27 protein-coding genes and 1 tRNA gene are annotated in these 25,616 nt (G+C 39.7%); 7 read left to right on the top strand and 21 right to left on the bottom strand.

Annotated elements, in window-relative coordinates; genetic code table 11:
• Positions 1-25 precede the first annotated feature (25 nt).
• The 9 genes from C8D94_RS03830 to ruvC all read right to left on the bottom strand — a co-directional run bounded on the left by C8D94_RS03830 (position 26) and on the right by ruvC (position 7,327).
• Positions 26-1,804, bottom strand: coding sequence for a MutS-related protein (locus tag C8D94_RS03830; protein WP_115122555.1), 1,779 nt, complete (start codon positions 1,802-1,804; stop codon positions 26-28).
• Positions 1,801-2,157, bottom strand: a complete 357-nt coding sequence (locus C8D94_RS03825; protein ID WP_115122554.1) for an MmcQ/YjbR family DNA-binding protein — start codon at positions 2,155-2,157, stop codon at positions 1,801-1,803. Before C8D94_RS03825 ends, C8D94_RS03830 begins: the two co-directional genes overlap by 4 nt.
• Positions 2,158-2,163: 6 nt before the next feature.
• A complete protein-coding gene (locus C8D94_RS03820) occupies positions 2,164-2,868 on the bottom strand; it encodes a T9SS type A sorting domain-containing protein (RefSeq protein ID WP_115122553.1) in 705 nt (234 codons plus the stop codon).
• 33 nt (positions 2,869-2,901) lie between these two features.
• Entirely contained in the window at positions 2,902-3,837 is a 936-nt protein-coding gene (locus C8D94_RS03815; protein WP_147278492.1) for a transglutaminase domain-containing protein, read from the bottom strand.
• Positions 3,834-4,445, bottom strand: coding sequence for a DUF4230 domain-containing protein (locus tag C8D94_RS03810; RefSeq protein ID WP_115122551.1), 612 nt, complete (start codon positions 4,443-4,445; stop codon positions 3,834-3,836). The genes C8D94_RS03815 and C8D94_RS03810 overlap by 4 nt, the downstream gene beginning before the upstream one ends.
• Complete coding sequence (locus C8D94_RS03805) at positions 4,445-4,795, bottom strand: DUF4260 domain-containing protein (RefSeq protein WP_115122550.1); 351 nt, start codon at positions 4,793-4,795, stop codon at positions 4,445-4,447. Before C8D94_RS03805 ends, C8D94_RS03810 begins: the two co-directional genes overlap by 1 nt.
• Positions 4,792-5,538 carry a cyclase family protein gene (locus C8D94_RS03800; protein ID WP_115122549.1) on the bottom strand — a complete coding sequence of 249 codons (747 nt, stop codon included), beginning with the start codon at positions 5,536-5,538 and terminating at the stop codon, positions 4,792-4,794. Before C8D94_RS03800 ends, C8D94_RS03805 begins: the two co-directional genes overlap by 4 nt.
• A 33-nt stretch (positions 5,539-5,571) precedes the next feature.
• On the bottom strand, positions 5,572-6,702 hold the full coding sequence (hemW, locus tag C8D94_RS03795; protein ID WP_115122548.1) for a radical SAM family heme chaperone HemW: 1,131 nt from the start codon (positions 6,700-6,702) through the stop codon (positions 5,572-5,574).
• A 70-nt stretch (positions 6,703-6,772) separates the two neighbouring features.
• The gene (gene ruvC / locus C8D94_RS03790) at positions 6,773-7,327 is read right to left on the bottom strand and encodes a crossover junction endodeoxyribonuclease RuvC (RefSeq protein ID WP_115123026.1); all 555 of its coding nucleotides are present in this window, start codon (positions 7,325-7,327) and stop codon (positions 6,773-6,775) included.
• 145 nt (positions 7,328-7,472) lie between these two features.
• Between ruvC and C8D94_RS03785 the strand changes: the two genes are divergently transcribed.
• The 3 genes from C8D94_RS03785 (at position 7,473) to C8D94_RS03775 (ending at position 10,536) form a co-directional block, all read left to right on the top strand.
• Positions 7,473-8,417: a lysylphosphatidylglycerol synthase domain-containing protein gene (locus tag C8D94_RS03785; protein WP_115122547.1), complete on the top strand. Its 945-nt coding sequence runs from the start codon at positions 7,473-7,475 to the stop codon at positions 8,415-8,417.
• Entirely contained in the window at positions 8,414-9,550 is a 1,137-nt protein-coding gene (locus tag C8D94_RS03780; RefSeq protein ID WP_115122546.1) for a glycosyltransferase, read from the top strand. Before C8D94_RS03785 ends, C8D94_RS03780 begins: the two co-directional genes overlap by 4 nt.
• A 107-nt stretch (positions 9,551-9,657) precedes the next feature.
• On the top strand, positions 9,658-10,536 hold the full coding sequence (locus tag C8D94_RS03775) for an immunoglobulin domain-containing family protein (protein WP_115122545.1): 879 nt from the start codon (positions 9,658-9,660) through the stop codon (positions 10,534-10,536).
• A gap of 3 nt (positions 10,537-10,539) precedes the next feature.
• Here C8D94_RS03775 and C8D94_RS03770 read toward each other — a convergent pair whose 3' ends face one another.
• From C8D94_RS03770 to C8D94_RS03745, 6 genes are all read right to left on the bottom strand, one after another.
• On the bottom strand, positions 10,540-11,019 hold the full coding sequence (locus C8D94_RS03770) for a hypothetical protein (protein ID WP_115122544.1): 480 nt from the start codon (positions 11,017-11,019) through the stop codon (positions 10,540-10,542).
• A gap of 284 nt (positions 11,020-11,303) precedes the next feature.
• On the bottom strand, positions 11,304-12,440 hold the full coding sequence (locus tag C8D94_RS03765) for a tetratricopeptide repeat protein (RefSeq protein ID WP_115122543.1): 1,137 nt from the start codon (positions 12,438-12,440) through the stop codon (positions 11,304-11,306).
• Positions 12,433-13,878, bottom strand: coding sequence for a M56 family metallopeptidase (locus C8D94_RS03760; RefSeq protein WP_115122542.1), 1,446 nt, complete (start codon positions 13,876-13,878; stop codon positions 12,433-12,435). The genes C8D94_RS03765 and C8D94_RS03760 overlap by 8 nt, the downstream gene beginning before the upstream one ends.
• Positions 13,875-14,240, bottom strand: a complete 366-nt coding sequence (locus tag C8D94_RS03755) for a BlaI/MecI/CopY family transcriptional regulator (RefSeq protein ID WP_115122541.1) — start codon at positions 14,238-14,240, stop codon at positions 13,875-13,877. The genes C8D94_RS03760 and C8D94_RS03755 overlap by 4 nt, the downstream gene beginning before the upstream one ends.
• Before the next feature lie 161 nt (positions 14,241-14,401).
• Complete coding sequence (locus C8D94_RS03750; RefSeq protein WP_115122540.1) at positions 14,402-14,824, bottom strand: YybH family protein; 423 nt, start codon at positions 14,822-14,824, stop codon at positions 14,402-14,404.
• An 11-nt stretch (positions 14,825-14,835) separates the two neighbouring features.
• A complete protein-coding gene (locus C8D94_RS03745) occupies positions 14,836-16,341 on the bottom strand; it encodes an alpha/beta hydrolase family protein (RefSeq protein WP_147278491.1) in 1,506 nt (501 codons plus the stop codon).
• A gap of 116 nt (positions 16,342-16,457) precedes the next feature.
• Between C8D94_RS03745 and C8D94_RS03740 the strand changes: the two genes are divergently transcribed.
• On the top strand, positions 16,458-16,961 hold the full coding sequence (locus C8D94_RS03740) for a DUF456 domain-containing protein (protein ID WP_115122538.1): 504 nt from the start codon (positions 16,458-16,460) through the stop codon (positions 16,959-16,961).
• On the opposite strand, the gene C8D94_RS03735 is transcribed toward C8D94_RS03740, so the two are convergent.
• From C8D94_RS03735 to trxA, 6 genes are all read right to left on the bottom strand, one after another.
• The gene (locus C8D94_RS03735) at positions 16,962-17,519 is read right to left on the bottom strand and encodes a nitroreductase family protein (RefSeq protein ID WP_115122537.1); all 558 of its coding nucleotides are present in this window, start codon (positions 17,517-17,519) and stop codon (positions 16,962-16,964) included. It lies immediately after the preceding gene.
• A 770-nt stretch (positions 17,520-18,289) separates the two neighbouring features.
• Positions 18,290-18,363, bottom strand: a tRNA-Asp gene (locus tag C8D94_RS03730).
• A gap of 595 nt (positions 18,364-18,958) precedes the next feature.
• Positions 18,959-19,888 carry a DUF58 domain-containing protein gene (locus C8D94_RS03725; protein WP_115122536.1) on the bottom strand — a complete coding sequence of 310 codons (930 nt, stop codon included), beginning with the start codon at positions 19,886-19,888 and terminating at the stop codon, positions 18,959-18,961.
• 42 nt (positions 19,889-19,930) lie between these two features.
• Entirely contained in the window at positions 19,931-20,278 is a 348-nt protein-coding gene (locus C8D94_RS03720) for a four helix bundle protein (protein ID WP_115122535.1), read from the bottom strand.
• A gap of 42 nt (positions 20,279-20,320) precedes the next feature.
• Positions 20,321-20,872 (bottom strand): ClpP family protease, encoded by a 552-nt coding sequence (locus tag C8D94_RS03715; RefSeq protein ID WP_115123025.1) that lies wholly within the window; start codon positions 20,870-20,872, stop codon positions 20,321-20,323.
• A gap of 157 nt (positions 20,873-21,029) precedes the next feature.
• Positions 21,030-21,389 carry a thioredoxin gene (gene trxA / locus C8D94_RS03710; RefSeq protein ID WP_262510540.1) on the bottom strand — a complete coding sequence of 120 codons (360 nt, stop codon included), beginning with the start codon at positions 21,387-21,389 and terminating at the stop codon, positions 21,030-21,032.
• A gap of 414 nt (positions 21,390-21,803) precedes the next feature.
• Here trxA and C8D94_RS03705 point away from each other — a divergent pair, with 414 nt between their 5' ends.
• The 3 genes from C8D94_RS03705 to C8D94_RS03690 all read left to right on the top strand — a co-directional run bounded on the left by C8D94_RS03705 (position 21,804) and on the right by C8D94_RS03690 (position 25,599).
• Entirely contained in the window at positions 21,804-22,790 is a 987-nt protein-coding gene (locus tag C8D94_RS03705; RefSeq protein WP_115122534.1) for a bestrophin family protein, read from the top strand.
• Positions 22,791-23,368: 578 nt separating this feature from the next.
• Positions 23,369-23,638, top strand: coding sequence for a helix-turn-helix domain-containing protein (locus C8D94_RS03695; RefSeq protein WP_115122532.1), 270 nt, complete (start codon positions 23,369-23,371; stop codon positions 23,636-23,638).
• The gene (locus C8D94_RS03690; protein WP_115122531.1) at positions 23,635-25,599 is read left to right on the top strand and encodes a DUF2075 domain-containing protein; all 1,965 of its coding nucleotides are present in this window, start codon (positions 23,635-23,637) and stop codon (positions 25,597-25,599) included. Before C8D94_RS03695 ends, C8D94_RS03690 begins: the two co-directional genes overlap by 4 nt.
• Positions 25,600-25,616: the final 17 nt, after the last annotated feature.

The following is a 25,616-nucleotide window of genomic DNA, read 5'->3' as shown; positions in this document are numbered from 1 at the left end:
AACTAGAGGTTAGATAAAGTTAAAACTAGTCTACAATATTCATTTTCTTCAGTAAAAAAGATGCGTTCATATTTTGGCAAATTCCTGGTTTAAAGGTATAGTCAAAAAACAATTCGTCATTTACTATCTGTGCGTCAAAATAATAGTTTTTAACCTGTGGCAATTCTTTTGAAACTTCGCAAAGGCTCAAATCGTGTGTGGCGATAATCCCTGTGCTATTGCCTGCAACCAGTTTCTCAACAAATTTACGGGAACCAATCGCCTTGTCGGTACTGTTTGTTCCTTTTAAAATTTCATCCAGAATGATAAAATAGCGGTCTTCCTTAATTTTTGAAACAATAAACCGCAATCGTTTCAATTCACTGAAAAAGTAAGATTCATCATTGGTTAAACTATCGGTGGTGCGCATACTGGTAATGAGCTTTACAGGGCTGTACACTGCTGCCGAAGCGCAAATGGGCAGTCCTGTATTTGCCATCACGATGTGCAAGGAGACCGTACGCAAGAAGGTGCTCTTTCCAGCCATATTGGCTCCTGTGACAATAAAAAATTCCTGTTCGTTTATGGTAAGATTGTTTGGCACCATGGTCTCGGGATTGAGCAATGGATGTCCTCCGCCTTCCACCTGTAAAACAGTTTTATCTTTTGTTATTTTAGGAAAAACCTGGGCGGGATGGTTAAATGCGTAATTCCCCAAACTATTATAGGCATCAAAAAAAGTGATGGTGTTGAACCAGGCTTCTACCTCGCCACTGTGGTTTTCTATCCAGTTTTCAATTTTTGAAGCAATTGCCAGGTCGCGTAGCATAAATCCGTTCAGTAGCACTCCTACCAGCATATTGTTACGTTGGTCCAAAGCATCGAGATGTTTGGCAAATTTCTTTAAGGTTTCTGAAGCTTTTTCTTTTGAAGTGACAATGAGCGCCTTTTTTTCTGAAAGTAAGGAGGAAGAAAACTTTTGTGTTTCAATTTCTAAAATCAGTTTATGGAATTGCTCAAAGGTGCTCTGTATCTTTGAAGTATGCCGTGATAGTTGGCTCACCTTTTTAAGATAGCTTCCACTAATGAACAGTCCTAACAAAAACCATCCAAACAATAGATATCCAGACATGTTCCCAAAGAAGTACAACCCAAAAAGCACTACCGAAATTACAGAAAACACTACTGAAAGCACCTTACTGAACTTTGGAACAAATGGCTTGTAACCTTGAAGCCATCTTATCACTAGCGCTGAGGAAGCTTCCGTCTTCACCAAAGAGGCAATGGCGGAGAAAGATTGCCGCCACCTCGCAAGTTTTGATAGCTCTTTTACCGCTTCCTGCTTTTCGGGAATCCTGTCTATGCTATTTTCGGTGAGTAATGCAGCCAAGGCCTTAGCACCCATTGTTAACGAGGTTCGGTTGATGTAATGGTAGAAAGAGGCATACCCAAACAAATCTATATCCTGGCTGTAGGGATGCTGGGAGTTTACAAATGTTTTGCCATCATCATATAGCATGTCAAAATTTCTGTCGAGGGATTCAATCTCAGTAAAATTTTGTTGGAGCATCGCACTTTTTAAATCCCTATCGTATTGGAGTTTACTGTGGCGTGTCAACAAGAGGACAAAGACTCCTATTCCAACAGCAAGTATGGCCAACACCAATTTTGTATTGCCAAATGTAAGATACACCCCAACACATATCGCTAAAAAAACCACCAACCGAAATACACTGGACAGCACCAATTGCTTTTTTAATTTTTGGTGCAATTGGGTATACTCCTCTATTTGTGTTTGGTAAAAATCTCTTGGGGATTGCTTCATAACGCGGCTAGCTCTGCCTGTAATTTTTTGGTAAGCGAAGCTACAATTAAGTTGTAAGAATGGTCTATTAATTCTACAACTAATTTTGGCGGTATGTCCTCTATAAAAACGGTATTCCAGTGGTGTTTGTTCATGTGCCAACCGGGAATGATGAGACCGTCATACGCTTCACGGAGTTCCTCGGAGCGTTCTGGGTCGCATTTCAAGTTTACTTGCGTTGGGGTACGTTCCAGCCCACAAATGGCAAACATCTTGTTCATCACCTTAAACACCAGGGTGTCTGGCCCAAAGGGGAGCGACTCGGTAACACCTTTTTTGGCAAGGCAATAATCTCTTAGTTTTTCAATGTTCACGAATAACTACCTTTTTATAATTTTTTCTACTTGTATCTCACCTACATCATTTTCGATTTCTAAGAAATAAATTCCTGTTGGTACATTTTCAGTGGAAACCATACTCCCAAATCCCTCGGCCACAATAGATCCATTTAGGTTCATCAATTTGAAGGAAACATCTTTTTTTTCACTTGAGTAAATGTTTAGTATATCTGTTACTGGATTGGGAAATATGACAAAAGTATCTTTAGTCTCCTCATCTACCACTAAAATCCTAGTTTCTTCAAAATACACCCAATCTCCATTGTCTTTTAGTATATTCATAAAAACTAAATTTCCTGGATTTATTTCCCCCACAAATATTTGAAAAGTTTCATTTAGAGAACTTGTATAAAATGAAAAATATTCATCCTCTGTTTCGAGTACTTGACTATCTTGACAGGGATCCCCTGTGAAATTAAAGTCTCCTGAAAGAGTAAATGAAAAATCATCTGGCAGTACAGATATCTCACCTGTTTTACAGACTTTCGTATTTAGTAAAAAGGGGGACTCTGAAAAAACGAATTCGATGTCTGAAAATTCCGTGTTTGAGCTAATGTATGTAATGTTCCCATCAATCTTCATAGATTTCAGATAAAAATATGTCAACATTCTTGGGTCTCCATAGCTTTGTGCAAGCGAAATGCTAGTGGTGAGTATGAGGATTAAAAATAAAACTAACTTGTTCATATCTCGAAATTTAGACTACTTAAAGATACATAATTATTCAACTTTATACGCTAAGGCAGGCTTATCGTTGAAATAGACAATAAGTTCGCCCGTTTTTTTCTTAATGGGAAATTTTAGCAAATCACCTTCAGTAGAAAAATCTACCATTTTCTTTTTGTCTCCGAAATCATACGAATACGAAATAACCGAAGGTGCCTCGGTCTTTAGCTCAAACTCTATTTCCTTGCCGTAATCGCCTTGGTTTATCATTCCGTATTTTGGGGTGAGCACATCGGTTACCAACAGGTCTTTTTTAATGATCAATGGTAATCTGGCAAATACCTGTTTGCTTATGTTTATCTCCAAAAAGGTATCCTCTACCAAATCTGGATAGTGTGATTTGATGAACAGTTTGGGCTCGGTTTTGTACCAATAGTAACTGGGTTCCTTGATAAATCTTTGGTTGTACTTGCCCGCTCCCCAGGTGGGGTCGAACAAAAAGGGCTCTCCATTTATATATGCCACGTTCCACATATGTATTTTCTGAAAACTCCTCCCAATATCCTTAAAACTGGTTTTTATATCGCCCCGTACCAAATAATTCTGTATGCCCTGCAACTCGCACAATTTCTCAAACAGCATGGCATAGCCCTCACACACCGCAACACCCTTTTGAAGCGTACGCTGAATGATTTTTATACGTGTAATTTCCTCCTTGGCATTACGCTCCCTATAATTTTTGAATTTGTAATTGAAAACATCATACTCGTCCAGATCGTATGCTACATTATGGATAATCCAGCCGTAAATGGCACGTACCTTCTCTTCGTCGGTCTTGAAATCACGGGCAATAAAATCGGAGAGCTCCGTAACCTCATCGAACGATTTCGGATAAAATTTTATGGTTGCATCTACTTGGCTGAAATCTTGGGCCTGTAAAACCCCTGTCATTACAAAAGCTAAAAAAAAGAGTTGTAGAATATGTCTCACGGATTGATTTGTTTTGTAGGTTCTGAAATTTCCAAAGCAGTGTAATTCAATTTCCAGTTAATGGTCTCTACTATTTTTTCCATTAACTGAATGGTATCCAAAGCTTGGGAAGATGCTTCGGAGAGCAAGCCACTGCTGGGGATTTTGTCGACAATGTGCTGCTTTGCTTCTTTGTTGATTTCAGTTAGATCGGAAGCGGTAAACGGGTTGGCCCAGCCTTCTTTTTTGTCGTAGTATTTAAAGTCGGTTTCCACGGTGAGCAACTCGGGTTGTGGGAAATTGGTGAGCGTAATGGTTTTTGTCTTGATATCTGCCTCCATCTTAATCTTGGTGAGGTCGAAACCCACATGGGCCTTTGCCTCGATTAAAACCAGTGCTTTCTTTTTTCCTAACACTAGATTGAGCCACTTGTCCTTTACGTTCTCGTAGTGGTATATTTCAGAAAAATCACCTTCAACCGTGATAAATTTACAAACGGTACGTATCTTTTCCATCAAGATAACCGATTGTGTTTCGGTCTTCTCGCGTTTACGTCCCCCGCTGAATTTCAGAAATAAAAAATACGCTACAATGGCACCAAAGGCCAACCCTATAAAAAGTAATTCCATTAATTTCCTATCTGTCCTAAGTGTGTGTTTTTAAAGCTGTCGGGATATTTTAAACCATATCCAAACATCCTGTCCAAAGCTATGTGCGAAAATATTATTACGCCGCTTAACAGGACAATATCATTACCATAAATGTAGCCAAAAATAAGCAGTATTACCGCGACAGCCCTGTGATGGAACAAATTATACAAAAAAGCTCCGGTTTTTGTGTTTACAAGATAGCCTAACATCCCAATATCCGGCAATAGAAGCAATATAAGGAACCACCACCATGCAAAAGGCAGTTGTGCAAACATAAAAACACCCAATGCAAATAGGGCCGCTTCCTCTATTTTTAAGATTGTTTTCATAGTAATTTGTATAAAACTGGACGGCTGGGCGTGGCATCGTTCACAAAATTGGCGGTCTGTAAGTTAAGAATATAGCTTCCGTCCCCAATATGGTTTGGGACGTATATAAACTCAGTGATAGTGGCATCCAGGCGTGGGTTTTTCGGGTAGTCCCAAAAAGCTTTATGTGCCAATAGTTTGCCATCGTCCTTCTCTTTGTCTACACTGGGAAGGTCTATCAACAAATGTTTTACGCTGAGTTCCCGAAGGAGTTTTGCTGCATTTTCATGTAGGTATGGCCAATTGGTATGTGAATAATTCTTGCTCTTTTTTGCTGAAGTATTGGGCAAGGTCCTTACTATTACGGCTTCAGGGTTTTTACCTTGGAGCAGCCCTTTTAACTGTGCCGAAGGTACCACGAGGTCCTCCCCAAAATTTTCTGGCGTGACCGAAATTACTTCCGCAGTAAAAAAGAACTGTTGCAACGATTCCTGCACCGAGTGAAACTCCTTGGAAATATGCCCCACGCCCTCGGTATGTGTCCCATGTGCATGTGGATTAAACCGAATAGTGTTGAAGTTTACCGAAGCTCCCTCACTCACTTGCCCCACCCAATTATCTACTCTTACAGGCTCTATCACTGGTTTGTCCAAGTACCAAGCCAACGGATTTTTTGAACCATCGGTTAACGGAATTGAAATATCCAATGGTCTCGATAAATCTATAGTTCGCAATTCTTTATTTACTTGTATGGTAGCGTGCATCGGGTTCAATTTCACTTGGTAAGATACAATTTATCACTGCAATTCTATTAAAAATAGATCGCTGGCAATCCCATCGCTTAAAAACTTCCCTTTTTTGGCAACTATAAGCCGCCCGTTATTAAAATCCAAAAGTTCGTTTTTAATGTGCTGTGCGGCTTGTTGCAAAAGATATTCCTTAAACTTTTCTCCAAATTTTGAAGAAACCTCGGTTACTGAAATTCCGCCAGCGGTTCGTAAGCGGGTCATCACGTACTCGTTGTATTTATCCTTTGTTGATAGGGCTTCTCGCTCCAACGGAAGGTCTCCCGCTGTAATTTTATTTATGTAAATGAAATTGTTCGCCACATTCCAGCTCCGCCTTTCACCATCGTAACTATGTGCACTGGGACCAATCCCCAAATAGGGTTTTCCCTGCCAATAGGCTGTGTTATTTTTCGATTCCCACCCTGGTTTGCTGAAATTTGAAAATTCGTAATTCCGGTACCCAGCGGTTTCCGTGTGTTCGAGTAACAACCTGTGCTGTTCTTGGGCAACGTCATCTTCCACCGGTGTCACTATGCCTTTTTTGATGAAATTTTCCAACGCTGTCTTTGGTTCAACCGTTAGCGCATAACACGATAGGTGTGGAATATCCAACCGTAGCGCCTTCTCAACATTTGCCAACCATCGGTCATTGGACATTTGTGGTATTCCGTAGATAAGATCGATACTTATGTTATTGAAGTGCTCCTTGGCCAGCGTGATGCATGTTTCTGCTTCCTTTGCATTGTGGGCGCGGTTCATCAACTTTAAATCTTGCTCAAAAAAAGATTGCACTCCAATGGAAAGACGGTTTATAGGTGAGTTTGCCATTTGACGAATAAGTGCCTCAGATACATCGTCCGGGTTTGCTTCGAGGGTGATTTCCGGGTTTTCGGACACCTTAAAATGTTTGTATACCTCGTCAATAAGCGATTGTAAATCTTGAATGGGCAATAATGAAGGGGTTCCGCCTCCAAAGTAAATGGTCTCTACAATGCCGGTGAGCTCCTCTTTCCGAAGTTGGATTTCCTTCAAGAGGGCCTCTATCAAATCGTCCTTCTTTTTCAGTGAGGTAGAAAAATGGAAGTCGCAGTAGTGGCACGCCTGCTTACAGAAGGGGATGTGGATATAGATGCCGCTCATTTTTTCTTTTTAAATAGCATTGGCAGTGTGGGATAATATGCTGTTAACTGCGACAGCCAACTGTACCTTATTATTTATCGATTCGTTTTTCATTTTGCTTAACAAACGCAGCCCAACCGCTATAATTTTTGCCAACTTGCACCCTTCCTTCATTATAAAAATGACATACCGCAGCTGCCAAACCATCGGTACTATCCAAATTCTTGGGGAGTTCCTTGAGTCCCAAGGTACTCTGCAGCATTTTTGCGACCTGTTCTTTACTGGCGTTCCCGTTACCGGTAATGGCCATTTTTATTTTTTTGGGGGAATATTCGGTAATAGGGATTTGGCGGGACAATCCAGCGGCCATGGCAACCCCCTGTGCCCTGCCCAGCTTGAGCATAGATTGTACATTTTTTCCAAAAAATGGAGCCTCAATGGCAATATGGTCTGGGTGGTAGCTGTCTATAAGCTCTATGGTACGCTCAAAAATATGGCGCAAGCGTTTGTAGTGGTCGTGGTGTTTGGAGAGTTGCAATTCGTTCAATTGCATAAACTCCATTTGTTTACCTACAACCTTAATAAGTCCGAAACCCATGATGGTGGTTCCGGGGTCAATCCCTAGGATAATTTTTTCAGTATGTATTGTTTTTTTGTTCAAAAATTTACTCAATTTAAGTTCCCAGAGGGTGAAGTTTTGGTCTTACATTGTACGTCTACTTAGTAGTACATCTTTTTTATCTTCCTCTTCGATTTCGGTTTCAACCACGGTTTCACTACTTTCGTAAGTAATGACGACCTCCCACAAATCTAAGCAATATTGGCTCGTTGCCCTAAAGGTTTTGGTACTTGTGTTGGCAGTGGGATATATTGTATATAAAATAAAGGGAGAGCAACTTGTGGTGACGACCCATTTCAAGCAACATTTTTCCTTGCGGCATACCCCACATTTGCTGTTTTTCTTGGGGTTAGCTGTGCTTAATTGGTCTTTTGAAATATACAAATGGAAAACAAGTGTGAATATTTGGTTTTCAATAGATCTTAAAACCGCCACAAAACAAGCTTTGGGCTCACTCACGGCTTCACTTGTTACCCCAAACCGGATTGGGGAATATGGTGCAAAAGCTATGTATTTTGAACCTAAGGACCGAAAAAAAGTTGTTTTTTTGAATTTTGTGCATAGCAGCTCGCAAATGCTGGTCACTATTGTTTTTGGCCTTCCCGCTCTGGTTTATTTTATTTTGGAACACGGTGTATCTATTGCTGTCACAAAAATTATTGTGTTGGTTAGCTCCATACTTTTATTCACTTTTTTGGGCTACACATACCGAAAAAAACAACTGTTCATTTCAGGTTTTTCCATCGCCAACGTATTCGCTAAGTTGAAAGAAATTTCAGTAAAAAGAAAGCTGGGGATCTTATCGCTTTCCGTAATACGGTATTTGGTTTTTAGTTTGCTTTTCTGGTTTTTACTTCAATTTTTTGGAGGTGAAGCACCACTTTTTAAAGGTTTTGCGACCATTTTTGCTATGTATTTACTGGTTTCTGTTATTCCGTCTTTTTTTGTGCTGGATGTTGTGATACGTGGTGGTGTGGCGGTATGGTTGTTCTCTTACTTGGGTGTTTCTGAAGTTGCTGTACTTTCCACCGTATTTTGTATGTGGGTACTCAACACGGTACTTCCGGCAATCATAGGCAGTTATTTTGTGCTCACTTTTAAACCGAACTATTCATGATTTGGGTTGGGTTTATAATCATTTCATTGTATTTCTTTGCCATCGCATTGCTTTGCATAGGGTATAAAATGGTTCCTTATTTTTCGGTGGTTGGCAGTGTTCCCGAAACAAAATTTTCAATTGTTATCCCTTTTAGAAATGAAGCTGAAAATCTTTCGGCTTTGGCGCGATCGCTTCAGCAATTGCACTATCCAACGAGCCATTTTGAACTAATTTTTGTGAACGATGCTTCCGAAGACAATTCTGAAGATATCATCATCCAGCACCTAAAAGGTAGTAGCATTGATTTTCAAATCCTTCAGAATACACCCAACCAGCTTTCGCCTAAAAAAACGGCGATCACAAAGGCTATTTCCATAGCAAAGCACCCTTGGATCGTAACTACAGATGCAGATTGTGAAGTTCCCACCCACTGGTTACGAATCCTGAACGATTTTATCCTAAAGACCGAACCGGTTTGTGTAGCAATGCCCGTGGACTATACCACAAACAATTCGTTCTTGCACCTGTACCAACAGCTGGACAATTGGAGCTTGCAGGCTGTAACGGTGGGAAGCTTTGGACTGGGAGCTATGTTGTTGAGCAATGGTGCCAATTTTGCATATACCAAAGATACTTTTAAAAGTGTAAATGGTTTTGAAGGCAACCTTCACATTGCAAGCGGTGATGATATGTTTTTGCTTGAAAAACTCAAACGAAGGTTTCCAGAAAAAATCGGTTATTTAAAATCCCGAAATGCTGTGGTGACTACAAAACCCGTAGAAACTTGGAAGCAATTAATCTCGCAGAGAATACGCTGGGCATCCAAAACAGCAAAGCAAAACAGTGCTGCTACAAAAGCTTTGGGCTTGCTAGTTTTTGTTGTTAACATATTGATCCCTCTATCAATACTATTGACAATTTTTTGTCCACAACATTCTAATGCCGTGGGGGCTTTGCTGCTGTATAAATTCTGTATCGACTTTTTGCTACTATGGAAAAGTGCGCAATTTTTTAGAAAGCGATTTCCGTTTTTCAGTTTTTTGAGCTTGTTAGGGAGTATGTTTGTTTATCCAATAGTCACTATACTTGTAGTAATTTCAAGCTTTTGGGGAAGGTATGTATGGAAGGGACGTAGGTTTGAGAAGCTATAAAAAATTACTTTGGGCATTCCCACAAAACCCATAAACACATAAAGTGCTCAGCTTTATTACCAATTCATATTTTTTTCTACCTTTAACCATACCAAAATCTACCTACAATGAAACGTATTTTCTTAGTTTTGAGCTTTCTGATAATGGCTCACCTACAAGTATTTGCACAAGAGACCTATACTGTTGAAGGCCAGACCTACACCCTAAAAACCGAAGTAGACGGCACCCTATCGCTACTTTGGAATACTATAGATGGTGAGTATCGTTACTTTGCACAAAAAGACAATGCTATTACCGAGTTGAAAAACACAAAAAGCAATGGCACCTACCAAGAAGAATTTAAAGAAGCATTACAGCTACTTACGGCAGACAACCCAGTATCCACAGCCAAAGTCAATCTTACCCTAGCAAGCCTTCGGGAGTACATAAATACCTACAACAAACAAGTTGACCCCAGTTTTTCCAATGAGCGACCTTCCATTCAGCTGGGATTCAGACTAGGAGCTTTTGCAGGAGTGAGCAACGCTATTTTTACACAAAACACCACTAACGAATTACTCCCAACCATAGGTGCAGATTTTGAGATTATAGACGAAGTAAAGCTGAAACGACATGCTTTAGTGTTACGATTGAAACAAACCTTCGGGAACGATGAGTTTCAATACAATGCGTTTCAAGCTTCCTTGAACTATCGCCTAAAATTTATTAAAACAGAAACGCTCGATGTCTTTCTAAACACCAAATTTGTAAGCTACACCCACTCTAGCCGTGATGACTTCCCTGTAATACAGCCTGACAACTCTGTGGTGCTGGAGTCCAGTTCGGGAGGAGATTTTACGGCCCATGGTATCTTTGGGCTGGGTGCCGACTATAAGTTGGGCAATGGGTACTTGTTCTTTAGCTATAACGATATTGTAGGATTGGGGCAGGACAGCCACGATAATTTCCCAATAGATTTTACACTGGGGTATAAGTTTAACCTATAGCTTTCAATCTTGCGTTGTTACCAATATAGGCAACGTAAACTGTGTCTTTACGGGGATGCCCCGTTTGTAGGCAGGTGCCACCAATTCAAGTGCCCCCATAGAATATAGTAAGCTATCTTGTAAGTGCGGGAATTCCTTCTGCAAGACACTGTCTATTTGCATGTGTAGAATAGAGATTTTGGCATTTTCCGAAATGGCAAAAGACAATACGATTGTATCATTTACATCCTTAAGTGCCTTTACACCTTGTGCCATCATTCGCTGATGTAGCTGGTAAGCCAGTTCGTTTTCAAAACATTGTTTTTGTTTGGGTTTCTCTGAAAGTGCTTCGCAAGCAGAAAAGACAGGATAGCTGTCCACATTATTCCAGTCTATCGTTTTTACAGCTGATTCGTAAAAAGTCTCGGACGAAATTTTTTCAGTCTCAAAAAACTGGCAGGAAGTGCAGAGCAATACAACAAAAAGTAACTTAAAATGCTTCATAGGGCGCAACTACCCTCCGAAAGTACAAATTTTTAGGCGATTGACTCTCGATACTATTCCAAAACTGTTCTCGCGTTTTGAAATCACTCGAGGTGACGTGAGACAACTTTGATAATATAATTAGTGTCACTTCGAGCAAATTTTTAAATAAAAATGAACTCATTTAAAAATAGTATCAAGAAGCACTCGTATATTGAAGGTAACCAACAACCCTCCCTCTCGTTAAAATTATCACTTGTGTTTTAAGACACCAATGAAAATTACTTGAGGCGACGGCCCAACAGCTAGTTCTTCTCAAAATGCAACGCATTCTTAATATCCTTGATACGCTGTTGTGCAAACTGGGCGTACTGGCCGTCTTCACCAAAGGTTTTTAGATAAGCCTCATAATAGGGAATTACCTTGGTGTCGTCCTTAAAATAATTATCGGCCGCAGTGGCGAATAGGTATTTGGCGCGTTGGTTTTCTGGGTTTTCCCGTACTGCTTTTTGAAGGGTCTCAAATTGTTTTTTGAACTCCTTTTGTTTCTTGAATACCGAAGCCAATGCAATATACGAGTCGTCCAGCGGAATATCCTGTAACTGGATAGCCACCTCAAAATGGTGTTGTGCTTTTTCCAAATACCGTAAGGCTTCAAAGTTTTTGGCTATGTTGTAATGCCACAACGGATTTTTATCGTCATGCCCATTAATTAGGATGGTATATTGGGCTATGGCCTCTTCAAAGCGGTTGGTGCGGTTGTAGCTCAAGGCAAGGTTTTCGTGAAGTTGGGCATTGCCTTGATTTAGTTGTAGCAATTTTTCGTAGATGCTCGCCGCATTGTGGTAGTCTTTATGTACATAAGCGATAATCGCTTTTAGGTTCAAAAAATTGATATTATTGGGATCGGCCTCCAGTCCAAGCGCTACTTTGGCTTTTGCCTCCTCAAAACTTCTTTTTTCAGCTTGGTGTTTTGCCACTTTGTACAAGGCATTTTGATGGTTGGGGTCTTTCTTTAAAGCCATCTTAAAAAAATAAATCGCTGTAGAGTCCCTTAGCTTTTCTTTCGCTATTGCTAAACAATAATAAAACTCTGGATTGTCCGGGGTACTCTCAGCAAGCCTCTGGAAAAGGCTGTCGGCTGTCTTGTGCCGCCCAGCTTTCAACAAAAGTTTCCCGTAGTTGTATTTTGTGAGCTCGCCCACCTTTTTTTGGGCAAGTACCGTTTGGTAATAGTGTATTGCATTGGTAGTATTTCCAAGTGCTTCATAAGCTCGGGCTATTTTTTCCTCGGCATCTTCGGTTTTTTTGAAATGAATTATGGCTTGGCTATACTTTCCGAGGGCATAAAGACTATCGCCAATGTGTAAAGCCGACGCGTTTTGGGCATCGGCCTTGGTTATGCAAATTACCAGCCATATGAAGATTGAGAATTTATTCATCTATTTCAAAGATAATTGGTAGCGCATAGAGCACACTTACTGTTTTCCCCCCATGTTCACCAGGGATCATTTTTGGCAAATTCGAAACAACCCGCATGGCCTCTTTTTCCAGTATGGGGTTTGCGGCCCGAGCCCTTATGTTCGTTAGGTTTCCTTGCTCGTTTATTATAAACTGAACTGAAATTCTTTGTCGTCCAGAAAGATTATGATCATTTGCTAATTTTGTGTTGAAATTTTCGACAATTTCTTTGCTTACCATATCAGTAAAGCACTTTTTGTTTTCTTCTTCGGAAGCTTCTGCATCACATCCAGGAAAGATTGGTGCTCGGTCTAAAGTTCCAAAGGGGACACCTTCAGTTTTAAAATGTTTACGATCCTTATCAAAGTGAATTTCTCCTTTTTCGCCAGGGATTCCTTTCACATCTTTAGGATAGTGATTGTAAATAAGAGCTCCTAAAGCACTTTTTTCTTCTTCTGAAAGTTCATCCTTGCTGGAAAGCTCTGCTGAAAGGTTCTCGATTTTTGAAACCAGATCTGCATTTTGGGTTGAAGCATCTTCCGCACAGGAAGTATACAACACCATAGCACACACGGCCGGGATGAGCAATAAGTATCTTAACTGGACTATTTTTTTGGATTTTGATTTTTGTAACATAACGATTCGATTTTTGATGAATGATGATTTATAAAATGTATTGATAAACGAAATTTCCGTGGTGCCAAACACTCCTGAGAGTAGCTTTTGATAGTATGCCGCCTTATCCTGCGAAGCCACCAAACGATCTGCCGTATACTCGTGCAGTTCCCGTATTTTTTTCTGAAAAACATACACGAGGGGATTGAACCAGAAGAGGATTCGCAATACTTCATAAAACAGTAAATCCAAGGTGTGACGCTGTTTTACGTGTACCAATTCGTGTTGCAGGATATGTGTTTTTTGTGTTTCTGAAATGTGTTCCCCCAGAAAAATCGTTTTTAAGAATGTGAAGGCGATATGGGTATTTGGTACCGTTGCAATGGTGTAATTTTCAACAATGATACTGGTGGCGCTTTGTTTCAATCTGTACAATTTCCGAAGTTTAAGTACAAACAACACTACGGAAAGAACCACCCCAATTGCATACAGGCCTATAAAAAATGTACTCCACGAAATTCCTTGTTGCGCAATAAGGACACCGTCCAACAGTACCGGAGCACTTGTAACGCCTCCCCCAGTTGTTTCTCCAATGATCACTGCGGGCAATTGCACCCTAAACTCCTGCGGAATGCTTTGCTGTATTGCTTCAATTTTAATAAAAGGCAGCACAAAACTGAGTACCGAAGTTGCCAATAAGTAGATTCGGTTTGCGCTGAAAAAGGTCTCTCTCTTCAAAAAAACATCGTACACTACCAGCAACAACAGCTGAAATAGTATGACTTGTAAAATGTAATGTATCATGGCTTTTCGGTTTTATTGATTTCTTCGAGCACACTTTCCAGTTCCTGAAGGCTTATATCGTTCTTTTTCATAAAAAATGAAACCATACTTTTAAACGATCCCTGAAAATACCCATCCACCAGTTTGTTGATGGATTGGTTGCTGTATTCGGTCTTTTTTACCTTCGGAAAGTAAATATGGCCACGGCCTTCTTTGCGATAATCCACAAAGTCCTTGCTTTCCAAAATCCGTACAATGGTACTCACGGTATTGTACGCGGGTTTTGGCTCAGGGAGCTCGTCTAGTATGGCGGCCACGTTGCCCTCGCCCAGGTCCCAGAGGATGTGCATAATGTCTTCTTCGGCTTTTGTGAGTTGTTTCATTTTTTAGTTGGTAGTGGGTAGGACGCTACGCTTGTAGTTGGTAGTGACCAGCCTAGGTTATACATATTGTTTTCTTTTATATCCATTTAACTTAACCAGGGTATAAGTTATACCACAAAACCTATTTTTAGGAGGGTTGTAATATTGATGTGCTTTCATACCTATAACGGTGAATAATGGTCTAGATTAATTTTCCATTGGTCATGTTCCTTGATCCAAACAAGGGTAAACATTACGTCCGACTGTACAATGTTCTCCTTGTAATACATCCGTAGATGTGAAATTCCGCGTTGAATCGCTACATCCCCATAGGCCGTAATTTCAATATTCTCCAACTTCCAATCTACGGTTCTTCCTTCCAGTCCTTTCCAGTAGTTCGTAATATTTTCATTGCCAATAACTTCAGTTTTAGGACCCACCATAGTGGCGTTTTCAGTATAATAATCGGCTATTTTTGCCAACTCTCCACTGTTGTATGCTGCTTCCATATTTCGATTCTGTTTTAAAATTTCATCCGAAATGGTTTGCGCACAAATCGTTGTAGTAAAACACGCAAATATCAATAAGGTTATAATCGTTTTCATATTTCAAAATATTATAGAATTCCTATATGTTGGAGCCACATTTTCTTGTCGTATAGATAGCCGTGGGAAATTTCAAATTCTGGTGTCATGAAGGAATGGTTTGCCCGCGGGTATAATTTTACCCTAATTGGCAAGTCCTCTTTGGCGTACTCCACAAAGTTTTGGATGCTTTTTTGTGCGTTTACACGCTCGTCCTTCTCGCCATATTGTAAAAATATGGGGCACGATATCTTTCCTGCTTCTTTGGCCACACGGTCATTCAACAGGTCTGATGCAGTGGGAGAACCTGGCACCTGGGTTGAATTGGGTGGGAGGAACAAACGCTCATACTTTTCTCTATACACGTTCGCGAGCTCTATAGTTTGCGGCTGTATCTCCCCATCTATTATTTCTTGGTAATACGTATCCCAAATGTTGGCAATGGCTGCATTATCCCTTTCGGCAATCTCCCGGTTTCGCACATAATGCTGAACAGCATACAATTGCCCGTCCCGCATATTCATGATCGGGGCAGCTGTTGCATTTACAAAAGCGATTTCAGGGTCGTCTATCGCCATCATCAGCGCCAAACGTCCGCCCTCGCTGGGACCGTGAACACCCACTTTGGTCTTGTCAACACTGGGGTGGTTTTGTAGGTACTTGTATAGCTGTAGGTATTGCGTTGTCTTTTCCTCGAACGTTTGCAACCTGAAATTTCCAGGACCTTTGGATTTTCCGTTTCCAGATTTATCAAAGAGCATGGCTGCCAATCCATTTGCAGCAAAATAGCGGGCCTCATACTCGTAGTTATCCATTCCCACAGCGCCTCCACCTGGCAACACCAAACAAGCGGGGACATTTTCTGCTGAAGGTGGAAGGAATATCTTTCCGTAGAGGGTGTCCTTCCCCACGGGAATCCAGACTTCCTCTATGTTGGTGGGTGGTTGTTTCCTAAATGTAACACTCTCATTAAATCTATCTGAAATTGTAAGCGAAGTCTTTGAGACCTCTGTTCCTTCAAACATGGAAACTTCGCCAGAAACACTCCAAAAGGTATCTTTTCCCGTAGGTTTTAGGGACATAGTTCTTTTACTGAAAGGCGAAATAAGATGTAAATAGTCATTTCTGGCATACACAATGGCACGGTTTCCTGTTTTATCTTCAAAGATGCCTTCATATTTATAGAGTTCATCTTTAGAGAGTGCGTCTTCTTGCTGAAAGAATGAAACAGGTTGTGTTTTTTGGTTTACATACAGTTCTCCTGTAATAACACTGTTGGTTCGATATGTTTTAAACCGCCAAGTTTCAAAATCCCGTACAATGGTCCAAGCTCCATCCACATCAACATCGCCTGAAATTTGATACTTTTTGTCGCCGTCTACATAAGGAAGCGTAAAAGTTGAGATACTATCGGTTACCACTATCTTGGCATATTGATACTTGTTGCCATGCAGCAATTCTCCCACATAGGTCTGGGATTGCAAAACCCCTACGGAGCAAGATAGGATGACGAAAATGATATATTTTACCGAAACCACGTACAACTGGATTTAGTTCTAAACAGAAACCAAATATAACTAAAAAATTAGTTAAAACTAATTTTTTAGTTATAAAATTGTAACAATACAGTAGTTTTGGTGTCTAACCCGCTGTTATGGATATACTGTTACTCGTTATTGGCCTTATACTAACCCTCGTTGGAATTGCTGGAGCCATATTACCCGTTATCCCTGGGGTGCCCATAAGTTGGCTAGGGCTACTTTGTTTGTATTTGGCTCCTTCCCTTCCGTTTGATTGGACGTTTATCATCATCACTGGAGTGGTTGCCATCACCCTTTATATCTTGGATTATATTATTCCCGCTATGGGCACCAAGCGCTTTGGAGGAAGTAAAGCGGGAGCTTGGGGTACCACCATTGGCCTCATTGTAGGGATTTTGGCCCCCATCCCCTTTGGGATATTAATAGGTCCTTTTGTGGGAGCATTATTGGGCGAACTTATCTTTAACCAAACCGAAGGGAGCAAAGCTTTAAAAGCGGCATTCGGTTCCTTTATTGGTTTCTTGGCCTCCACATTCATCAAGGTTTTTGCTACGCTAGTGTACTTGGGTCTATTTATCTATAAGGTATTTATGAATTGGGAGCTATTTTTCTCTTAGTTACAACCACTGGGTTTTTTCTGAGATTGTAGATTTTCTGGTTCCTTGCGGCAATTCCCCGTGGTATTTTCCCATATAAAAGAAACCGAGGCATCGTTCACCTTCAGCTAGTGGTGTGTGTTCACCAAAAAATGCTATGAGTTTGGGCGAGCTCCAATAAGCACCAATTTTAAGACTTTGCGCCGTAAGCCACATATTTTGTACCGCCATGGCTACAGATGCAACTTCTTCCCACTCCGGAATACTTTCCTCTGGGTCGCGCTGCATGCAAATAGCGATAGCACAACCCGATTGTATTGCTTTTTGCTCCATTTTTTTCCTTTTAAAGGCTGAAGGCTTATCGACTGACCTCTCGTATGCTTCACCTAAAAACGTTGAAAGCTTGTTGCGGGAGTCTTCTGAGTGAAAGACCTTAAAGCGCCATGGCTCAGTGCGTCTATGGGTAGGTGCCCAGTTGGCAGCTTCGAGGACCTGTGTTACTTCAGTTTTTGAAATGGGTTCTTGATTGTAAGCATCTGGGTAGATGGCACGGCGGTTTTTGATAGTTTCGGCTAGCATAGTGTTCAGTTCAAATAATGAATTCCAAAGATACTGAAACTAAAGTCTAAAAATGTGGTCCCACACTACAGTATCTTATATGCCCTTTGCTTTGAAAACAGGTACAGCAAATTTATAGCGTAAAAAAAAGACATAAAAAAACCCTTCCAAACCTTATGCTCTGGAAGGGTTGACAATAAATATGATTATGGGGAAATCATATCCTTAACGTAACGTATATAACCTCATCTTTAATTATGATGGCACAAAATTAAAACAGTAAAGTTGCTTTACAAAGAAAGATCTTCCTATAAAAATATGTTTTCGTTAAGGTGCAAATTTTAAACCGTTAAATACAAAAGCCCCTCCTTTCGGAAGGGCTTTCTTCTAACCAATATATAATCTCTTACTTATGAAAAATATGAGATTATGCTGTTTTAACACAATATCCCGTATGGACAGGATATGTCCAAAGCAGCAATCTCGAACTGTATAAGTATTTTGAAATTGGGGATAGTGAAAAGTAAGATTTTTTAATTCTTCGTTTACCCTGCAAATGTAAAATAAAAAATTATTATAGCAACAATTGTTTAACACAAGCTTAACTTACCGAAATAATGAAGTGGCCTTTTCCTATTGTGTAAGGTATAGCCATTTCAAAATAGTTTATTGTAAAAACAAAAAAAGCCCATCCATTCGGATAAGCTTCTCATCGGTCTATTTCTAAACCACATTCCGCTTAAAGCGGAACAACACAACATTTTCAATTACTCACTCGTGTGAATAAGTTGCGGTCTGGACGAGACTCGAACTCGCGACCCCCTGCGTGACAGGCAGGTATTCTAACCAACTGAACTACCAGACCGTGCTTGTTATTTTATGACGTAAAGCTCGTCAATTTCTTACCAATCTATGTTTTGGCTCAGCGACCCTCCCGATGCAATCGGGATATTCTAACCAACTGAACTACCAGACCGTGCTTGTTATTTTATGACGTAAAGCTCGTCAATTTCTTACCAATCTATGTTTTGGCTCAGCGACCCTCCCGATGCAACCGGGATATTCTAACCAACTGAACTACCAGACCGTGCTTGTTATTTTATGACGTAAAGCTCGTCAATTTCTTACCAATCTATGTTTTGGCTCAGCGACCCTCCCGATGCAATCGGGATATTCTAACCAACTGAACTACCAGACCGTGCTTATTATTTTATGACGTAAAGCTCGTCAATTTCTTACCAATCTATGTTTTGGCTCAGCGACCCTCCCGATGCAATCGGGATATTCTAACCAACTGAACTAACCAGACCGTGCTACTATTTTAAAGACTTTAAAAGCTTGTCTGTGCCCCTATTGCTAGAAGCGAGTGCAAATATACACCGTGTTTTTATTCTTGCAAATATTTTGCTCAAAAAAATGAACTTTTTTACTGTTTTTTTATTTCAACCCAAAAAAACAAATCACCCAAACTTCTGGCGCTCTACAAGATAGGTTGTCAATATTTTATTGAACCCCTCATTGATATCTGCTTGCACGTATTTAATTCTGTATTGGCCACATTTTAGCTTCAAGGCATCAAAATATTCTTGGACAGCGACTTCATACGTATCCTTAACATTATCGGCGTATAAATTTATATGGTCTCCTGTCTCTACATCTACAAAGCGCTTGGGACGGTTGTTAAAATCGAATTCCAGCTCCTTACCCTTATCAAAGGTGTGGAACAATACCACCTCGTGCTTGTTGTATTTTAAATGTTGAAGGGCTTCAAATAGTTGTTCCTCTTCAGCATCGCTCTGAAACATATCAGTAAATAAAAACACAAGGCTTCTACGTTTCAGTTTTTCAGCGATAAGATGTAAGTGTGTGTAGGTTTTAGTCCCTATTTCCTTGCGTGATCGTGATAATGCATTATTTAAATGTTGTAACAACATCTGGTGATGGCGTTCGCTTCCTTTTTCGTTTGCGTAGAATTCGTATTCGTTGCTATAAATACTCATTCCCACAGCATCACGCTGGCGTTTCAGCAAATTCATAATCGCTGCGCTAGCCAGTACCGAAAAACCTATCTTGTTCAAGGAATTTATATTAAAGTCCTTCAACTTTGGATAGTGCATCGAACTACTGTTGTCCAAAATTAAATGGCAACGCAGGTTCGTTTCTTCTTCATAGCGCTTTGTGTAGAGCTTATCCGTCTTGGCGTAGAGCTTCCAATCTATATGCTTGGTACTTTCACCGTTGTTGTAGATCTTGTGTTCGGCAAATTCAGCAGAAAAGCCGTGAAACGGACTCTTGTGCAACCCAGAGATAAACCCTTCTACCACTTGGGTAGCGAGTAGCTCTAGGTTTTTAAAGCCTGTAATCTCGTTTATTTGTTTTTCTATATCCATTTATTGGTGAATTGTGAGCAGTGAACGGTGAACGGTTTGTTATTATTTTTTTAATAAATAATTTTTAGTCCCAATCAGCAATCTTCCCACAGAAGTAATCAAACTTTCTATTTCAGACAAATTATTTATAAATTTTAAGCGAATAGCTAGTTGGTATTGTGTCTCAACTTCAGACAAAGAGCCTAAAGCAATGCTAATAAATTGAATAAATTCCTTATCACTTTTTCTCGCAGCTCCCTCGGCAACATTTGACGGGATAGAAATGGCAGCACGTCTTATCTGACTCGTAAGTCCATATCGTTCATCAACTGGAAATTGTGCGCTCATCGTATAAACAGCTTCCACTAAGTCCATACTCTTTTTCCAAACATCCATTTCCTTATGATCCATTGCTAAAGTATTTACTGCTCACAATTCACCATTCACCGCTCACTAAGAAAGAATGCCATCCACAATCCCATACTTCACGCTCTCCTCAGCATCCATCCAGTGATCTCTCTGAAAGTCTTTCATTACTTTTTCAAAATCCTGATCACAATTATCGGCTAAGATCTTTGCCGAAATCTCTTTTGTTTTCAGGATCTCCTGTGCGGTAATTTCAATATCGCTAGCAGGGCCTCTTGCTCCTCCACTTGGCTGATGGATCATCACCCGGGCGTGTGGCTGGATAAACCTACGCCCCTTTTCGCCAACCGAAAGCAATATGCTCCCCATACTGGCAGCCAGTCCTGTACAAACAGTAGAGACAGGGCTTTTAATCTGCTTTATCGTATCGTACATACTAAAGCCAGCAGTAACATATCCTCCAGGACTATTTATGTATAATTTTATCTCGTCATGATTAATACTATCTAGATATAGCAACCTATCCACAATATGTTTTGCGGTCTTGTCGTCCACCTGTCCCCATAGGAAAATGGTACGGTCGTCCAGTTGTTGCTGTGCTATCTTATCCTGTACTTTTAGTTTTTTATCGTCGCTCATTTTTATTGTTTTCTCTCCTCGAACGCAGTCGAGAGGTTTGTAAATTGTCCCTAAACATAAAGTTTTCGACTGCGCTCGAACGGGCACTATTACGAAGTATGAAAAATAAAAAAGGCCTGACAAACTGCCAAGCCTTTATGCTTTTATTTGCAGGAGCTTAGTTCAACAATCCGTCAATTGCTTCTGCGTATACGTTCTTGGGAGCAACACCTACCTGGCGTCCTACCAATTCTCCGTTGTTAAAGATCAATACCGTTGGGATGTTACGTACACCATATTTTGCTGCGAACTCCTGGTTGGCATCTACATCTACCTTTCCTACCACTGCCTTGCCTTCGTAGTCGTTGCTAAGCTCGTCTATTACGGGTCCTACCATACGGCACGGTCCGCACCAAGCTGCCCAAAAGTCTACCACTACGGGCTTGTCACTTTTTAATACTGTTTCTTCAAATGTTGCGTCTGTTATTTCTAAAGCCATTTTATTAAGTTTTTGTGCTTCTGCCTCTGCAGAATCTATGTTACTATTTACTACGCAAAAATAGTCAATAATCACACCAAACCTCACATGCTTAACATTAGTTTAGACAATATGGCTATTGGGTAAGCTGATAGCCAATTGTTTGACAATTTGGCGGGCTGCCCTCCTTCTATGGGACCTGCAAGATTATTAGGCGCATCTACCGCAAAAACCTTGCAGGTCTCGCCCCTGCCACGCACCGGGCTTTCGGCTATATCTTTTTTGGTAAAACAAGTATTGGTCAGAAAGCCATTTTTTTACTAAGCCCAATCCAGCAAGTTGAAGCTTGCTATTCTTCGTGTCCCAAAAAAGGATGCCGTCCTCAATCCCTGCCCGAACGAAACGAACCTACCAACCCCAACTAAGGATTACACACAATAAATTAGTAACTTTATAACAACCAATACCACCACCATGTACACCAAACGTAACTACGGCTTTTTTATGACCCTAAACTGGTCCAAAAAGCCGTTGCTCGTAGGCCTCCTCTACGCAGCACTTCTTTTTCTGCTGTTTTATTTTATCCAACTCAAACTTTATATCCCTTGGCAGCCATTGGGGGTAATAGGTATAGCCGTGGCCTTTTATCTAGGGTTTAAGAACAATAGCTCCTACGACCGTACTTGGGAAGCCCGTAAAATTTGGGGCAGCATGGTAAACAACAGCCGCACCTTTGGCGCAGCCGTAGTTTCTTTTGTACAGGGAGACCAGGAAGCCGAAATTAAAAAAGAACTCCTCTATCGCCACATTGCCTGGCTCACTGCGCTACGGCACCAAATGCGATTGAGCCGCCCGTGGGAACATACCAGGGAAAGGGTAAAACAATTATACGCACCCACCGTTTCCGAAGACTATGAAAAAGGCCTCCACAAAGAGTTGTCGCAGTACTTGAGCGCTACAGAATTAAAATCGCTTTCAACCTACTCGAACATAGCGACACAAATCCTAAGAAACCAGTCCAAACGATTGCAGGAACTACGCGATGCCAATCTATATGAGGATTTCCGCCATATGGAGCTCCACCACCTCATCCAGACGTTTTATGAAGACCAAGGAAAGAGCGAGCGTATCAAGAACTTTCCGTTCCCAAGACAATACGCCTCTACCGCCTATTGGCTCACTATTGTATTCTGTGCTTTTGTACCCTTGGGCCTTTTGGAGATTTTTAGACCCACCATGGGCTGGATGTACTGGTTGGGGCCCGTGATCTCGGCCATTATTATCTGGGTGTTCTTTTTAATGGAAAAGATAGGCGACTATAGCGAAAACCCTTTCGAGGGGACCTATAACGATGTACCCATTACCGCCATTGCCCGCGGTATCGAAATAGACCTACGCGAAATGATAGACGACACCAACATCCCAAAACCCACCGAGGCTGTGGATGGTTTTTTGATGTGATGATAAAATCAAAAGCTGGGGCGCCAAAAAAACTCCATCCCGTGATACAAGCCGTCATACTAGGCAGCATTGGCCAGCAAGGGATTACGTTTACTACAGATGGGGTTGTGATGTAATAGAAGGAATTATTAAAAATGAAAGAGGTTCTTGGGGATAGTTCGTCAGAATTGCATTAGAGGAAATAATCCCAAATTTTACACCTATCCTTTACAATGCTAATCATCTTCACTAGCACGTTTTAAATTCAGACAAGTTCATTTATTAAGAAATCATCTAAATCTAGTTCATTTGAAAAGTCTAATTTAGGCTCCATTCCAAATTGGAAAAAACCAATAAGATCGATCAAGTTTGTGAACAACCTGAAATGGCTTCCCTCATAATTATATACGTAAACCATTTTATCGATATTTTTTATAAAGATGGTCTCTACAGTTCTATTTGGCTTTAGATAATGAGTCTCTATTTGATTTATTATGTTCACTTATAATTGAATTAGAATACAAAATTAAATCAAATATCATAAAAAATGATACTCATTGTCGGTTGTCTCTTGCATACAATGAGTATAGTTTTGATTAATGATAAATAAATTTCTTCTACAAGAATTTGGGAATAGAATTCGTCATATACGGACTCAAGAAAACCTTAGCCAGGAACAACTTTCTTTTAAAACAGGTTTTCATCGAACTTATATAGGAATGATAGAAAGAGGTGAACGAAATATTTCACTTACTAATATTGCTGTATTTGCAAAAGCTTTTGAACTAACAATTGATGAGCTTTTAAAATTTGATGACTCTCAAAAACTTCAAAAATTATATCAACTAAAAACTGAAGTTGATATATGAAACGATCCTATTACTCAAATTCAATTTACGAATTTTTAAATGATTCACCATCAAATATTTTAGGCGAACTTACAGCTAACCATAACAATAGAACACTTGAAGATTTACAAATAAATGCCTGGAGGAATCAGATCCTTATTTTAAAAAATCAGCTCCAAGAATTTGATGGCAAAATTTATTTTGAATTTGCAATACCCCGAATGGGTAAGCGAGTTGACAATATTATAATTATTAAAAATATAATATTTATTGTTGAGTTTAAAATTGGTGAAGGGACATATCCAAAGCACGCTATTGAACAAGTCATAGATTATACAATAGATTTAAAAAATTTTCATGAAGGTAGTCACAACTTAAAATTAATACCAATTTTGGTTTCTTCAAATGCTCCACAAATAAAAGAGTCATTATTAGAAGTTGAGAAGCATAATACTGCTGCTAAATCAAATCAAAATAATTTATCTGAAACTATAAGGTGTTTTTTTAGAATTGGCACAAGTACGATAAACATTGATTTATGGGAAAATTCAATTTATAAACCAACTCCTACTATTGTTGAGGCAGCTCAAGCACTTTACAAGGGACATAATGTAAAAGAGATTACAAGGTCAGATTCAGGTACAATAAATTTATCAAAAACAGCAGATTGTATTAATTCTGTAATTGAAAATTCGAAATTAAACAATATAAAATCCATTTGTTTTGTAACTGGTGTCCCAGGAGCAGGCAAGACGTTGGCAGGTTTAAATATAGCTGTTGAAAGGATGAAAGTAGCTGAAGATGAACACGCAGTATTTTTATCTGGAAATGGTCCTCTAGTTGATGTCTTAAGAGAAGCACTAACTAGGGATGAAGTTCTTAGAAATAAAGATATAGGAAAAAAGCTAACGAAAAAACAAGCAGCAATTAAGGCAAATGCTTTTATTCAAAACATTCATCATTTTAGAGATGACAATTTGTTATCAGATAAGGCTCCTGTTGAGAGAGTTGTTGTATTTGATGAAGCACAAAGAGCTTGGACTAACAAACAAGTAAGTTCATTTATGAAAAGAAAAAAAGGGGTTGAAAATTTTAACAAGTCAGAGCCCGAATTTCTAATTGATGTAATGGACAGACATTCTGATTGGTGTACAGTTGTATGTTTAATAGGTGGAGGACAAGAAATAAACACTGGTGAAGCGGGTTTAGGAGAGTGGATCGACTCACTAAGAAACTTTTTTCCTGATTGGAAAGTTCACTATTCACATTTAATTTTAAATAGCAATAATTATTTAAAATCTAAAGAATCACGAAAGTGGCTAATGAATAATGGTGTTAACGAACAAGAATTACATCTATCAATTTCTGTTAGATCATTTAGGTCTGAGAAATTATCAAATTTTATACACGAGCTGTTAAATATAGAATTAGAAAATACAAAGAGAATTTATTCAGATATCAAGGAACTTTATCCAATTGTTCTAACAAGAGATTTAGAAAAAGCAAAGCAGTGGCTCCGTGACCAAGCGAAGGGAAGTGAAAAAATAGGACTCATATGTTCTTCTGGAGCAAGACGTCTGAAGCCATTAGGAATAGATGTTAAGAATGAAATCTCAGCACCTAATTGGTTTTTAAATTCAAGTCAAGATATTCGCTCCTCTTATTTTTTAGAAGATGTAGCAACAGAATTTGATATTCAAGGGTTAGAAATTGATTGGGCATGTGTCGCATGGGGTGGAAATTTTCATAAGATTGACAGAGGGTGGAAATATCAAAATTTTAAAGGAACAAAGTGGCAGAATATCAACAATGAATTAGATAAAGAATATCTAAAAAATACTTACAGAGTACTTTTAACTAGAGCAAGACAAGGCATGGTAATTTTGGTTCCAAAAAGTAGTGATATTGACCACACAAGGCCTAAGCAATTTTACGATAAGACATTTGAATATTTAAAGGAAATAGGAATAAAAGAAATTTAAATTTATAATTGTTATAC

The sequence above is a fragment of the Marinirhabdus gelatinilytica genome, assembly GCF_003353425.1.
Taxonomy (GTDB): Bacteria; Bacteroidota; Bacteroidia; order Flavobacteriales; family Flavobacteriaceae; genus Marinirhabdus; species Marinirhabdus gelatinilytica.
Note: the sequence above shows the minus strand (reverse complement) of the source record. Positions and strands in the feature narration are given on the sequence as shown.

Coding starts and splice junctions, on each gene's coding strand:
- C8D94_RS03830 (WP_115122555.1), bottom strand. CDS start 1,804: ATGAAGCAATCCCCAAGAGATTTTTACCAAACACAAATAGAGGAGTAT.
- C8D94_RS03820 (WP_115122553.1), bottom strand. CDS start 2,868: ATGAACAAGTTAGTTTTATTTTTAATCCTCATACTCACCACTAGCATT.
- C8D94_RS03810 (WP_115122551.1), bottom strand. CDS start 4,445: ATGGAATTACTTTTTATAGGGTTGGCCTTTGGTGCCATTGTAGCGTAT.
- C8D94_RS03805 (WP_115122550.1), bottom strand. CDS start 4,795: ATGAAAACAATCTTAAAAATAGAGGAAGCGGCCCTATTTGCATTGGGT.
- C8D94_RS03800 (WP_115122549.1), bottom strand. CDS start 5,538: ATGCACGCTACCATACAAGTAAATAAAGAATTGCGAACTATAGATTTA.
- hemW (WP_115122548.1), bottom strand. CDS start 6,702: ATGAGCGGCATCTATATCCACATCCCCTTCTGTAAGCAGGCGTGCCAC.
- C8D94_RS03785 (WP_115122547.1), top strand. CDS start 7,473: ATGACGACCTCCCACAAATCTAAGCAATATTGGCTCGTTGCCCTAAAG.
- C8D94_RS03780 (WP_115122546.1), top strand. CDS start 8,414: ATGATTTGGGTTGGGTTTATAATCATTTCATTGTATTTCTTTGCCATC.
- C8D94_RS03775 (WP_115122545.1), top strand. CDS start 9,658: ATGAAACGTATTTTCTTAGTTTTGAGCTTTCTGATAATGGCTCACCTA.
- C8D94_RS03770 (WP_115122544.1), bottom strand. CDS start 11,019: ATGAAGCATTTTAAGTTACTTTTTGTTGTATTGCTCTGCACTTCCTGC.
- C8D94_RS03765 (WP_115122543.1), bottom strand. CDS start 12,440: ATGAATAAATTCTCAATCTTCATATGGCTGGTAATTTGCATAACCAAG.
- C8D94_RS03760 (WP_115122542.1), bottom strand. CDS start 13,878: ATGATACATTACATTTTACAAGTCATACTATTTCAGCTGTTGTTGCTG.
- C8D94_RS03755 (WP_115122541.1), bottom strand. CDS start 14,240: ATGAAACAACTCACAAAAGCCGAAGAAGACATTATGCACATCCTCTGG.
- C8D94_RS03750 (WP_115122540.1), bottom strand. CDS start 14,824: ATGAAAACGATTATAACCTTATTGATATTTGCGTGTTTTACTACAACG.
- C8D94_RS03740 (WP_115122538.1), top strand. CDS start 16,458: ATGGATATACTGTTACTCGTTATTGGCCTTATACTAACCCTCGTTGGA.
- C8D94_RS03735 (WP_115122537.1), bottom strand. CDS start 17,519: ATGCTAGCCGAAACTATCAAAAACCGCCGTGCCATCTACCCAGATGCT.
- C8D94_RS03725 (WP_115122536.1), bottom strand. CDS start 19,888: ATGGATATAGAAAAACAAATAAACGAGATTACAGGCTTTAAAAACCTA.
- C8D94_RS03720 (WP_115122535.1), bottom strand. CDS start 20,278: ATGGATCATAAGGAAATGGATGTTTGGAAAAAGAGTATGGACTTAGTG.
- C8D94_RS03715 (WP_115123025.1), bottom strand. CDS start 20,872: ATGAGCGACGATAAAAAACTAAAAGTACAGGATAAGATAGCACAGCAA.
- C8D94_RS03705 (WP_115122534.1), top strand. CDS start 21,804: ATGTACACCAAACGTAACTACGGCTTTTTTATGACCCTAAACTGGTCC.
- C8D94_RS03695 (WP_115122532.1), top strand. CDS start 23,369: ATGATAAATAAATTTCTTCTACAAGAATTTGGGAATAGAATTCGTCAT.
- C8D94_RS03690 (WP_115122531.1), top strand. CDS start 23,635: ATGAAACGATCCTATTACTCAAATTCAATTTACGAATTTTTAAATGAT.